Below are 12675 nucleotides of genomic sequence, written 5' to 3'. Positions count from 1 at the left end.
CTGAACCGGTGATTCACTTCGAAGCTTTCAAGAATGTAATCAGGTCGACCAGTTGTTGTGGCGTGAGTTGTTTGTCGAGGCCGTCGGGCATGATGGAGACTGTCCCCTCGACGCGTTCGTCGACATCATCAATGGGAATGTGAAGAGCTTTCTCCGCATCGACTTGCAACACCAACTCAGTTGAGGATTCGTTGATAATAATCCCGCTGTGAACTTTGCCGTCGACCGTGGCAATCGCAGTTGGCTCGAAGCTGCGCACGAAGCTGGCGCTGGGGAACAGGACCGACTCCAGCAAATCCCGCTCGCTACGGATGCCGCCGATCCGTGTCAGGTCAGGCCCCACACGGCCGCCGAGATACCCCATTGCATGACAGGCGATGCAAGAGACTTTGGAACTGTGGAACACCTTTTGACCGCGACGGATGTCGCCTTGGTCGAGCTTGCCCAGGATTGACTCCAGTTTTTGATATTTTTGTTGGTTCTCACGTTCAATCCGTGCCAGTAAGGGGAGCGAACGGGTGAGGACCTCCCCGCCAAACACCGCAAACTGCTTGCGGAGTTCATCGGGAGACAACGAAGAGACCGACGCGGAGTTCGCGAGGGCATTGACCAACCGCGTCCCGACCTGCGGGGCGCCGGATTTTGTGAACAGTTCCATGAGACGTTTGAGTTCCATAGGGCCGGTCGTCTCTGTTGCGTCGGCGACGACTTGCAACTGTTCGCTATTAAGCGGCGTGCTGAGCAGAATATCCGTGGCGAGCGACCGTAGCGAGATTCCGTTTTCAATATCCAAATTCTCGCAGAGGAATGCCAACAAATCGCGGTCCAATTTCCGGTCCTTTGCCGGCAGTGCGACCAGCGCCTGTAGGCGAATTTGCGCCGGGAGCGTGGCATCGTTGACGATGTTTCGCAATTGAGTCGCCGTTGCGGCGGATGGTTTGCCATTGGATAGCGTGCTGACCGCTTTGACGGTTTTTTCTAGCAAGGCGGGATTGGTTGCGGAGAGGTGTTTCTGTAGCGGCGCGGACCAAGTAGCCGGCATTGTTTTGAGGCCGCTGAAAATCATCGCATTCAACACCGCTGCCTGGACTTCGGGCTTGATGGATGGATCCGTCAATGCGGTCGCCATCACCGCTTGTACCCCGGGATCTTTGACGAAACGTTCCAAACGCCCGGATAAGGCCGTGAGTTGTTCGGGGTCTGTTTGTGGGCGGCGCACCGCCTTTTCAAACACTGACGCCATTTCGCCCGCCCACTCCGGATGACTTTCCGCAATCCACCACGCTGTTTCTCGTAGCGGCGTCTCTGGCGACTCCAACAAACCGACCACATCGGCCGCCTGCAGTCCGCCGCCTGGCATCTGGTCGAGCGCGATCAAAGCCGCTCGGTGCACTAAGGGGTTGGCATGCGCCAATGCCCGTCGCGTCTGCGCCGGATCGCCAATTTCAATCGCCGCATAAATCAGTGAATGCTCCAGCGCGCGGTCTTGTAACGTTGTTTCATCTACCGCGGCGAGTAGCTTGTCGACCGTTTCGGCCGAGCCGATTCGCCCCAATGCTTCGGCGGCGGCGCGGCGATTGCTGGGTGAAGAATTGCCGAGCATCGCAATCAGCGATTGTTCTGCCTCGGCATCGCGCCACAAGCTGATTGAATGTAGCGCCGCTTGACGCACGGTTTCATCGCTATCCGACAGAGCAGCACGGACAGCGGCGCGTGCCGTAGGCGCATCAATGCGCGTGAGTGTCCAAACACTGTTGAGCCGCTGTTGAGGATTTTGCGACGTTTTTAACAGGTCGCTTAACAGCGCGACTGCTGCGTCGCCTTGCTTTCCCAACTGCTCGATCGCCCGCTGCGCAACCGCTGGTCGCGGATCGCCCAAAAGGGCCGCCAACTGCGGGTTGGTGATCTCTTTCCAGTTGATCTCCAGTCCTCGCGGGTCGCTGATTTCGTGAGCTCCGGTGCGGCGAATGCGATAGACGGCTCCTAAAATGTCGGGTTTGTGTAACTGCGATGTCGGACAGCAGAGCTTGTACCATCCGCCCGTGTCGATCACCAACAGGCTGCCGTCGGCATCTTCGATGATATCCGTGGGGTGAAAGTCCAAGTTGTCGCTGACCAAAAAATCTTCGTCTTGCGTTTTAAATGAGGCCCCGTGGGGAACGAGCACATGGCGGGTGACTTTGTGCATGTTGAACAAGCAGGTCATGATGCTGTCCCGATACCCTTCGCCCAACTCGTCGGATTTCAAACGCACTAATCCGCAGGGGGCAGCGGCGCCGAGATGGGTGAGCACCGGCATGAGCCCGCCGGTTCGCGGATGGTTGTCGAGGACGCTGTGCTCTTTTCCATAGACGCCGCCGTAAATGGCATGAATCAAACCATCGCGCAGCCCTCCTGCTGGATGTTGAAAAAACGTCGTGGAGAAAATTCGCTCGCCGCCGGGCGTGAAGACGACTTCCACAGGATTGTCCATCCCGCCGGTCATCACCGATTCCACCGGCCCGCCGTCGGGGTGTCGACGAAAGATATGCGAAGCCTTGGTGACCAAATCGGGCCGCCCTGGTTGCGGGTGGGTCTGTTCGGCGAAAGCTCCTTTGCACCAGTAGATCCAACCGTCCTGTCCGAGGTAAGGACCATGCAGGTCATTGGCGCAACCGGTCAGCGTCTTCGCATCGAACCAAACCTCGCGCTCATCGGCGAACCCATCATCGTTCCTGTCGGTCAGTTTCCAGATTTCAGGCGGAGCCGCCACATAAACCGATCCCTCGTGCCACAGCACCCCTTCGGGAAACATCATCTTGTCGGCGAAAACAGTGCTCTTGTCGAAATGGCCATCGCCATCGATATCATCCAGACGAAGCAGACGATGCGGGCGCTTCTCCAGTTGCACTTGGATCTTTTCGTTGGATCCACTCGAATCCGAGACATAGAACCGGCCCTGTTCGTCAAAATCTCCGCTGATCGGGCGATCAACAACAGGAGGCCCGGCGACCTGTTCGATCGTAAACCCTGCCGGCAACGTAAACGTATGCCCGTTGAGTTTGAATTCATCCGCCCGAGCCCACGTACCGGGCGTCGCTACGATCATGATGAGCAAGGCCCAAAACGACGCGCTGGAAGCAGAGATGGATTTCGCGAAGTTCTGTTTCGCAATACGGACAGGATTGTGCATTGTCGATACGCCCTTGAGGAGTCATTTTCCCGGTTCTGAATTCGTTCCATCGTAACGGAACCTTGCTGCCACTTAATTTTAGACCAATGGCTAGTTACCTACCAGAGCGCCGGTTGGGGCCAGTCTACGAATCGCGGGCGCGGAATTGCCGTGGTCAGAGGTCGGGGGGAGATTATCGTTCGTCGTGGAGTCGGTAACGCGTTGCCACCAGCTAGTGATTGCGGTCACTGGTTGGTTTCTAAAAAAGCCTCACGCAAAGCCGCGAAGCTCGCAAAGAAAATGCAAAGTCAATTTGTTGTGTCGCGGTCTACCTAGATCGAATTCAACTTGCCAGGGCTATATTTGCTTTCAAAAACAAGATCCCCGCGCCGTAGCGGTGATTCCAGAAGGTGGCGATCCCAATGATTCCTTGGCGGCCTTTGCGGCTTTGCGTGAGGCTTTTTTCCTAAGCTTGGGAGTTGAACGCCGGGCCCCCTTTGACGGATCATCTGTCGATTGGGCGAAGCTTACTCTTCTATGGAGCGGACTTCGTAGTTGCCGCGACTTTCGTCGTAATCGAGTTCAATCAGCCCCTTGGCGGCGATGCCCTGCAGTAACTGGGAGAAACTTGAGTAGCCGTAATAACCTTCGTTAAATCCCGGATACACGCGTCGCAGCGCTTGTTTGAGTGCGGAACCCCAGACGATGTCATAGTCCTGTTCCACGGAATGTAAGACTTCCAGGAGTTGGTCGGCGACTTCCTGCTTTTTGTCGGGCTTGGCCTTGTCCTTTTTAGGCGCGCGACTTTTCGTAGCTGCGCGGATCAAGTCGTCATAGTAGATGAACTCGTCGCAATTGGCGATCAACAGATCAGAGGTGGAGCTTTTCACCCCGCAGCCGATCACGCGCTTGTTGTTTTCCTTCAACTTGGAAACCAACGGTGAGAAATCGCTGTCGCCTGAAATCAAGGCAAAGGCATCGATGTGCTGCTTTGAGTAACACAGATCGAGCGCATCGACCACCATATGAATGTCCGCACTGTTTTTGCCGCTCATTTTGGTCTGCGGAATATCGATCAGCTCGATGCCTTGTGCGTGGAACTTTCGCACATCATCGGCATAATTTCGCCAATCGCAGTAGGCGCGCTTGAAGACAATGCGCCCTTTCTCCAGCAACCGCTTGAGGATCAACCGCATCTCGAAATTGCCCGCCTTCATATCACGCACGCCGATTGCCAAGTTTTCAAAATCGACAAACACTGCAATCAAGGGTTCAGCTGACATCTATGATTTGATCCGTATCTGTAAGGAGGCTGGTGATTCAGAAGGTTCACTCCCGTGTCGCGTAGAGGGAGCAAATTCGACCCTACATTCTCTCGTGCGTGGTGAGAATGTGCAAGTTCCTCGGCGGTCAAAGCGTGATGAGCAAAATTGTCGAACTGAATGGAGACAGCGATCACTTTCGAGCTGTGAAGAGAAAAAAGGAGGTGCCTGGCAAAAAAGGTCAGAGCACCTTCAGGACTTTCACCAACGTGCCACGCTGCCAGTTAAACCGACCGCTACGGTGAGGCAGGAGAAACTAAACGGCCGACGATGATGAGCCTGGGCAGAGATTTATGGAGTCCGTGCATTCCTGATTTTGTGACTTGTGTGTCCGCCAGGATAATTCCCTTCAGATTAGTCATTCCGTAAAGATGCTTTATTCCGGCATCGCTTACTTGAGTTTCAGTGAGCGATAGTTGCTCAAGTTGAGTCAATGTTTTCATCTGCTTCATACCTTCGTCGTCAATTTTGGTAGACGCGAGGGATAAATACGAGAGACTCGAAATTTGCTGGATATACTCCAGCCCAATATTGGTTATCTTAGTACCGAAGAGGGACAAATATTCAAGCTTCGTCAATTTGCAAAGCCGTTCCAGTCCCGCATCGCTTATTTGTGTGTTCATGAGATCTAGGCGTGCAAGATGGGGCAATCCGCTGAGAGACTCAAGTGTTGCATTGTTGGCAGGGGTGTTGGCTAAATTGACTTCGTTAACTCTCTCGAACACTTTCAAGTATTCATCGTCCACTGCATCTGGAATCCAGAAAGGACGCTGAATCACTGATACTGTTCTCCCACCGAGTCGTTCAACCTCAGCTACTACTTGCTGCTCTTTCTGATACGGTAGCCATACCAAGATCACGCCACCGCCGATAAGTAGAACCGCCGCAATGAGCAACAGCATTCCCGGCCGGGGCCAAAGAGATTTATGATTTTCCGTTTCGGACATGGTGAACGCTCCTTGCTGACAGAGAGTGTCTCTGTGGAATCGGATCTCTTTTAACGTGATCGATATTTTACCATTGTTCCGCTTGCCTCGTCACCGAACAGATTTTGCTGCTCCCCAATTCGTGACCTGAACTCCTATGGCCCCAACACAATTTCGCGTTGACGCATTTGGCCGAATGAGATAAAGAACCTCGCTACGCCACTTTGGGGCCAGGAAAATGAGTGTTTCTGCTGTGTAACGGGCGAAATATCGCTTCGTATTGTGCCAAATTGCAGACCTAGAGCCCGCAAAAGACCAGATGAATGCTGGGATTGGATTGAAGGCCCGTACGCGGTCGCAGGTTTGTTTTTTCGAGGGAGCAATGATTATCGGCAGTGCTGATCGCCCAAGCAGCTCTTGGATTCGCTCGTCGAATTCCATGATTCTGGTCGCCATTCTTACGATTTTCGCCGTCCGTCTGGCGACGCTGGGCACGCTTGCCGTTACCGATAATACTGAAGCGCGTCATGCCGAAATTGGTTGGCATATGTATCGCACGGGCAATTGGGTGACACCCACGTTTTATCTCCGGGGGCAACTCAAACCCTTCTCTGGCAAACCTCCGCTTTCATTCTGGATGACTGCTGCTGCGTATCAGATTTTTGGAGTCTCGGAGTGGGCGGCGCGTTTTTCTAGTTGGCTGCTCGGCGGAGCGATCGTCTTGATGACGGTCCTGTTCGGCCGCCGGTTTTGGAGCGCGCAGGTGGGATTGCTGGCGGGATTGGTGCTGGCTTCATCCGGCTTATTCTTTGTGCTCAGTGGAGCGTGCATTCTTGATATGGCGCTCGCCGCTACGGTCTGTTTGGCCATGCTGTCTTTTGCGTTCTTTGTAGCCGGCGACACAAATTCGATTTGGTGGGGGCGGGCCTTTTTCCTTGCCTTGGGACTGGGATGTTTGGCCAAAGGGCCAGTGTCAGTTGTGCTCGTGGGGATTGCGCTCCTGGGCTGGTTGGCCATAACACATCAGTGGAAGGTGCTGAAGCGTCTGCCGTGGATTTCCGGGACAGCGATTGCCATTGCCGTAGCCGCTCCGTGGTACGTGCTGGCGGAGCGGGCGAATCCGGGGTTTCTTCGCTACTTTCTGATCAACGAACACATTTTACGATACCTGAAACACGACTACGGCGATCGATACGGCGGCGGACATACTCAGCCTTATGGCGCGAGTTGGGTGATGCTGGTGGTCGCGTTTCTGCCATGGACACCGCTGTTGATTCGCTTTGCCATTGAATCGTGGCGCGGTCGCCGTAGTGCCGCGGCGGAGCCGCGCGATCTGTGGTTGACGTACGCGATTGTGTGGGGAGTGACACCGGCCATCTTTTTCACGCTGTGCCGACAAATTCTGGTTACCTACGTGGTGCCTGGATTTGCGGGACTGGCATTGGCAGCGGCGGTTGTCCTTGTGCGTTGGCTGCAGTCGACGGAAAAAGCAGAATTGCTGAGGTTACTGCGCGTGAGTACCGTCTGCAGTACATTTCTGTTACTGGTCGCATTTACCGGCGAACTGATTTATCCCGTTACGCCTGTGGAATTCGTCGGCTTTCTGGCAGCGGCCAGTTTGTGCTTTGCAGCCGCTTGGTTTGGCCACCAGCGTGGTGATGGGATGTTTCTCTCGTCAGCCGTGGGCATGGGAATTCCGCTGTTTATGACAATGGTTTTGTCGTCCGGGAGCACGTTGATTAACGATACTTATTCCACAAAAACGATCGTTGCGAAAGTTGCCGGCCTGACCGAGGCGCGCGGATGGCCGATTGTGCTGCCTATGGGAGACGAGAATTCGGCAAACTTCTACGTCGAGGCCTGCCATAACGGGCAGATCGTTCGGCATACGGATCGCGGTGCCTCTTGCGTATTGGAGAGAGTCGAGCAATCGCCGCAGGAAATCTTGGTGTTCAAACGAAAACATTGGCGGTCGTTGAATCCGGAGGTTCGCCGCGGGCTTTATCCGGTGACCGAGACAGGGCATTGGGTGGCATTCAGCACTCAAAACCCAGCACCGCAAGCCCCTACCGTTGCCTATAATGATGACGAGCAGGGTCCACAGTAGCGGAGCGGCGCTGACGCATTCTCTGAAATGTGGCGCTCTCTGAGGTGTAACTCTCCGCAAGGGGAGGGGGCGGCTTCTGCCGCGCTGTGATGAACCCTTCGGCTTGTCTTGGCCATGGAAATCTTCCATTTTCACTCACGAAACGCCTTGTTGTGGCTCAGCGGGAGCTTCACCCTCCCGGGATGCTGAAACGCAGTTAGACCGGCGACCGGAGTGACAATGGCAGGATCAGAGCGTAGAATGGCAGGACCATGACAGCCAAGCCATCAAACCGTAACCGTGTTCGCCAACTTCGCACTGCCGCTGGATTGACGCAGGCGGAGCTGGGACAGCTGGCGGCGATATCCCGCACGGCAGTGACCGCTATTGAGGGCGAGCGGCTTGTTCCCTCTGTCTCAGCAGCATTGGCATTGGCGTTGGCGCTGGAAACGACTGTGGAAGTGTTGTTTGGGCCGAAGGACGCCTCAGAACAATCTCCCACGTGGGCCTGGGAGCCGCAGACGACAAAGCAGTCTTACTGGCAAGCCGAAGTTGGGGGACGACATTGGTTGTATCCGGCCGAGACAGCCCCGATGTATACGCTGCTGCCTGATGGGAGCGGGGCTTCCGAAGTGTCGACGACAGCTGGCTCGCAACGGCTTCTCAGCAAAACCCTGGTGATTGCCTGCTGTGATCCCGCTGCCGGATTGTTGGCGAGCGAATTTGCACAAGCCACCGGCCAGCGGATGTTGATTTTGTCTCACTCGAGTCGCGAAGCTCTTAAATTGTTGCAAGAAGGCAAAGTGCATCTCGCCGGGTTACACCTTTCCACAGCGGACGAGTCGGAAGGTAATGCTCAAGTGGTGCGCGAGGTCCTGGGGAGCGATTATCAATTGTTGCGCATTGCTCGCTGGCAAGAGGGGATCGCTGTGGCCTCCAGTTCCCGCATCAAGTCCGTGCGCGGGGCATTACGCTCAAAACTGAGATGGGTCGGCCGCGAACCGGGATCTGGGGCCCGGCAATGTCTGGATCGTTTGCTGGGCAATCGCAGCGGCCCCCGCCGTGTCGCTCACAATCATCGCGGTGTGGCAGATGCCGTACATTCCGGTTGGGCGGATGCCGGAGTTTGTGTGGAACTGACCAGCTCCGAGGCGGGACTGGTTTTCCTGCCTGTGCAACTCGAAGCCTATGACCTATGCATACCCAATGCATTCATCAACGACCCGCGCATCCAAGCTTTGCTCAAGGTCGTCCGTTCGAAAAATTATCGCCGGTTATTGGACTCATTGCCGGGATACGAAGCGAGCACGACAGGCGAATTGAGCGCGTGCTGATGAGTCTGCTCCTCAGCTCGATGTAGAGTCGGCCACCCGGCGGCCGCTCGGGTTTAATCTGTCGATTTCAGCAGCTTAGTCAATGCGTCGCGGCTGGCTTGGAAGTAGTTCAAGACTTGTTCGCGTTGCGGAAATTCACGGCTACGTTGAAAGGCGATGCGTTCGTCCACCTGATTCAGTAGCCACAAAATACTCGCTTCATTCCGGACGGGGCGCTCGCCCAGGCTGACATAGACGGGATTCGTGTGGGCTTCGGAGTCATCCCGGCCGCTGGCGCTTTTGGAAAAGGCACGCACCGCAACCCATGTGGAATCCTGGACGGTTACAGCCTCAGTCCAGTCCACCGGATCGGTGCGCTGTGCACCTTCCAACCGCTTTCGGGAAATGATTTCTCCTCCCACGATTATTTGAATCTCATCGACAGGGCTGAGTAAGCTCTGCATGCGCACCCGTACTGATAATTCGTGTTCGCCATCGGGAAGAGCGAGGGTATCCCCCGGGGGTTTGTCGTTGACGGTAACTCGCAATAACGGTCCGGTCGTGAAGAAGCTACGACCGGCAGCGGCGGCGGCATTCCAGTTTTCAAACGTTGGTGCAGCCGTCAGGTGGACGTAGGTCCGGCAGTCTCCTAATGCGCGACAATACGGATAGTCCGACGCGCCGACACCGGGAAAGTGATAGCCCGCGTTGAGGATGTGATACCAACCCTCCAACGAGATGCCGCGGTACTCGGCAAATTGCAGTAACTCTACGCCGTTAGTCGCCCGCTGCGCGAAGTCGATGTAGATCTCTTTGGAATATCCGCCATGGGCATGGAAGGCGAATCCACCCAGCCCGTGTAGTTCGTCGGCCACCATGCCGAACGGCGGCCAATTGTTGGGATCTGTTTTTAAGCCATCCGCATCGACTAGGCGGCTTCCGCCAATCAAGCAAATATGACCGAACGTCCCACAGCGGTATTCCTGGCCGGACGAAATCTGGTAAGCGCCGCGGCGCCGAACGGACTTCTTTCCCATGCCGTTGAGTTGGTGCCAGATCTGCTGATCCATCACCGGTCGGTACGAACGTGTGTCATTCATGCAGAGAATGTGGCCGAAACGAATATCCTCAGCGGCCAGCAAATCAAGTGCTCGTTGATCTTCTTCCTCACTGCGGCGATCGAGATGAATGTGCGTATCGCCCGAATACCACCCCTCAGCCGCCAGGTCGATCGTTCGCTTGAGCGGAACGTCTACTGCGGTCGATTGCCCAACCGCGACCTCTGCTTTGACAACGACTGGACGATACTCAAAGCCCTTCCAGACTTCGATCCGCGTCTCACCGGCCGGCACGACCACTTCGCACTGGCCGTCGCAATAGAAAAACCATCCGTAATAACGAAATGGACCTTTCCCCTGGCGATTCCCTAAACGCGACAGGCTCCAGGGGGCCAGGAGATTGTCGGCCGGTTCGTAATAGTTTCCATCGGCCCCCACGACATTCACGCGACAGAAGACCGGTCGGCCAGCCTCGGTTACTGACAACTGGATGCGCCCACTGCTCTGGAGAGATGCCTTCGCCGGTTTCCCCGTTTTTCTCGTTCCGGGAATTTGGTGGATCTCAGCCTCACCAAGCGTATCGATATCACTCAACGCCGAGCGTCCCCACCAGGCCGCTGCTAACAATATCAAGGCAGTCAAAACGGCCGTGTTGAGCTTTGAGAGTGAATTCATAAACAGACATCCGAACAAACTTCACGGCCATATTTCCTCAGGTCCATTCAGGTTAACAAACCGTTCTCTACCGGGAAACGGTTAGAACGCACCATTTGCTTGATGGCACTGCGTAGGTTGCAGATGCAGTAGCCTAGTTAAACAGATGCTCGCTATGTGGGAAATGACCGGGGAAAACTCGCGCTCTTGCAACGCAAACATCTTCGAGCAGCCTGCATTGAAATTCAACCAGACTTGCCCATTGGGTAGGCAGGCGGGGAGATTGAAAGAGCTTCAGCCTCAAACCGGTGACATTGCTTGGTTTGTCTTAAAACTGGTGGGGAAACAACTCTTTTCGCAAAGTGAGAATTCGCAGTTGTGGCTCGTCGATCGGAGTGTGGCACATAAATTGCTTCTAGTCTGTCTGAGGAAGAGGTTTGATCATTAAACAAACTCAGACATTCAATCGTCGGGAGCGTCATTCGACAAGTTCGCAGAGGTTGTCTTCACAGATCGAACCGCTGCAATGAATTTCACCTCCTGCCTCGGAGACCCATCCGAGACCGTTTGTTTACCTCTGTAAAGACCACCCCAACAAACGCTGTTTCCGAATGGTTTTGGTGAGCAGCGATTCGCGAAAGCGATATCGCTCTGCGTAGAGATTGCGCGCTGCTGGAGGCATTGCGAGCCTGATCGACAAATACACTCTTACAGGTTTTTGATTCATGGAACTGAAAAACAAAGCCACTCGGTTTGGTCCGCGTGAAATCTTTAATTTCAAACTTCTGGGGACGCCGCAGATGCGGGCGTTTCATATGAGTTGGTTTGCATTTTTCCTTTGCTTCTTCGCTTGGTTTGGCATTGCGCCGTTGATGAAGATCGTGGCAAAGGAGATGAGCCTCACTAAATCGCAAATCGGCTGGTGCATCATCGGCTCGGTGGCCATCACGGTCCTCGCCCGTCTGTTTATTGGTTGGTTGTGTGATCGCGTTGGTCCGCGACTGGCTTACACATGGCTACTCCTGCTCGGTTCGATTCCGGTGATGTGCATCGGCTTTGCGCACGACTTTACGACGTTCCTGATTTTCCGAATTGCGATCGGAGCCATCGGGGCTTCATTTGTGATCACGCAATACCACACCTCAGTGATGTTCGCCCCGAACTGTGTGGGGACGGCCAATGCCACCAGCGCCGGATGGGGTAATCTCGGCGGGGGCGTGACACAAATGGTGATGCCCCTTGTATTTGCCGGATTCGTCACGCTACTGGGTTTCAGCGAATCAATCGGTTGGCGGGCCTCGATGTTTGTCGCCGGGTTGATGTGCGCATTGACCGGCGTGGCCTACTATCTCTTCACGCAGGATGCGCCGGATGGCAATTTTAGTGAACTACGCGCCAAGGGTTTGCTCCCTAAAAAAGAGGAAAGCAAAGGGACGTTTCTCGAAGCCGCGAAGGACTACCGGGTGTGGGCATTGTTCATTATCTACGGGACCTGTTTCGGTATTGAGCTGACGATCAACAACGTGGCCACTTTGTATTTCCTCAATCACTTCGACTACTTCCAAGAAATGGATAGCGTCAAAGCGCTCAGTATCGCCGGATTGATTGCCGGTTCCTTTGGCTTGATGAACCTGTTTGCTCGGACGCTGGGTGGGCACTTCGGCGATAAATTTGGAGCGAAATGGGGACTGTCGGGCCGCGTGAAATGGTTATTCGTGGTGCTGTTCTGTGAAGGTTTGGCCCTGATGCTGTTTTCACAGATGAGTGTCTTGCTGTTGGCGATTCCGGCTTTGATCTTGTTTAGCCTGTTTGTGCAAATGTCCGAAGGCGCGACCTTTTCCGTGGTGCCGTTCATCAACAAACGGGCCTTGGGTTCGGTCTCGGGCATCGTAGGGGCCGGTGGAAACGCAGGGGCTGTTGCGGCGGGCTTTCTCTTCAAAGCCGAGTCGCTCACCTGGCCGACGGCACTATTTGTCCTTGGCTCGATTGTCACATGCTGCTCGTTCTTTTGTTTCGCGGTGAACTTCAGCGAGGCCGCCGAAACCGAAGCTCGGCTCCACACCGATGCGGTCGGTGTCGGCCTTTCCGGGCCGTTGGAATTGGAACCCGCCCCGGCGACATCTTAAAGAAACTTGCTGTACAGAATTCACGCTCGACTAGTTCTC

Annotated in this window: 7 protein-coding genes; 3 read left to right on the top strand and 4 right to left on the bottom strand. The window is 54.9% G+C overall.

Annotated features, from left to right (window positions below; all coding sequences use genetic code 11):
• Positions 1-13: 13 nt before the first annotated feature.
• The 3 genes from Mal52_RS15610 to Mal52_RS15600 form a co-directional block, all read right to left on the bottom strand.
• The gene (locus Mal52_RS15610) at positions 14-3172 is read right to left on the bottom strand and encodes a PVC-type heme-binding CxxCH protein (protein WP_145377116.1); all 3159 of its coding nucleotides are present in this window, start codon (positions 3170-3172) and stop codon (positions 14-16) included.
• Between the two features lie 506 nt (positions 3173-3678).
• Complete coding sequence (locus tag Mal52_RS15605) at positions 3679-4434, bottom strand: NYN domain-containing protein (protein WP_145377115.1); 756 nt, start codon at positions 4432-4434, stop codon at positions 3679-3681.
• A 275-nt stretch (positions 4435-4709) separates the two neighbouring features.
• A complete protein-coding gene (locus Mal52_RS15600) occupies positions 4710-5420 on the bottom strand; it encodes a leucine-rich repeat domain-containing protein (RefSeq protein ID WP_145377114.1) in 711 nt (236 codons plus the stop codon).
• Between the two features lie 298 nt (positions 5421-5718).
• Between Mal52_RS15600 and Mal52_RS15595 the strand changes: the two genes are divergently transcribed.
• Entirely contained in the window at positions 5719-7506 is a 1788-nt protein-coding gene (locus tag Mal52_RS15595; protein WP_145377113.1) for an ArnT family glycosyltransferase, read from the top strand.
• A gap of 251 nt (positions 7507-7757) precedes the next feature.
• Positions 7758-8819, top strand: a complete 1062-nt coding sequence (locus Mal52_RS15590) for a substrate-binding domain-containing protein (protein WP_145377112.1) — start codon at positions 7758-7760, stop codon at positions 8817-8819.
• 53 nt (positions 8820-8872) lie between these two features.
• Here the strand turns inward: Mal52_RS15590 and Mal52_RS15585 are convergent, their stop codons facing one another.
• Complete coding sequence (locus Mal52_RS15585; RefSeq protein ID WP_145377111.1) at positions 8873-10531, bottom strand: CehA/McbA family metallohydrolase; 1659 nt, start codon at positions 10529-10531, stop codon at positions 8873-8875.
• A 704-nt stretch (positions 10532-11235) separates the two neighbouring features.
• On the opposite strand from Mal52_RS15585, the gene Mal52_RS15580 reads away from it, so the two are divergent.
• On the top strand, positions 11236-12636 hold the full coding sequence (locus Mal52_RS15580) for an MFS transporter (protein WP_145377110.1): 1401 nt from the start codon (positions 11236-11238) through the stop codon (positions 12634-12636).
• Positions 12637-12675 lie beyond the last annotated feature (39 nt).

The organism is Symmachiella dynata (assembly GCF_007747995.1).
Classification (GTDB): Bacteria; Planctomycetota; Planctomycetia; order Planctomycetales; family Planctomycetaceae; genus Symmachiella; species Symmachiella dynata.
This window is presented reverse-complemented; position numbering and strand designations above follow the sequence as displayed.

What these genes read in the sequence shown, in the direction of transcription:
- Mal52_RS15610 (WP_145377116.1), bottom strand. Translation starts at nt 3,172, where the DNA reads ATGCACAATCCTGTCCGTATTGCGAAACAGAACTTCGCGAAATCCATC.
- Mal52_RS15605 (WP_145377115.1), bottom strand. Translation starts at nt 4,434, where the DNA reads ATGTCAGCTGAACCCTTGATTGCAGTGTTTGTCGATTTTGAAAACTTG.
- Mal52_RS15600 (WP_145377114.1), bottom strand. Translation starts at nt 5,420, where the DNA reads ATGTCCGAAACGGAAAATCATAAATCTCTTTGGCCCCGGCCGGGAATG.
- Mal52_RS15595 (WP_145377113.1), top strand. Translation starts at nt 5,719, where the DNA reads ATGAATGCTGGGATTGGATTGAAGGCCCGTACGCGGTCGCAGGTTTGT.
- Mal52_RS15590 (WP_145377112.1), top strand. Translation starts at nt 7,758, where the DNA reads ATGACAGCCAAGCCATCAAACCGTAACCGTGTTCGCCAACTTCGCACT.
- Mal52_RS15585 (WP_145377111.1), bottom strand. Translation starts at nt 10,531, where the DNA reads ATGAATTCACTCTCAAAGCTCAACACGGCCGTTTTGACTGCCTTGATA.
- Mal52_RS15580 (WP_145377110.1), top strand. Translation starts at nt 11,236, where the DNA reads ATGGAACTGAAAAACAAAGCCACTCGGTTTGGTCCGCGTGAAATCTTT.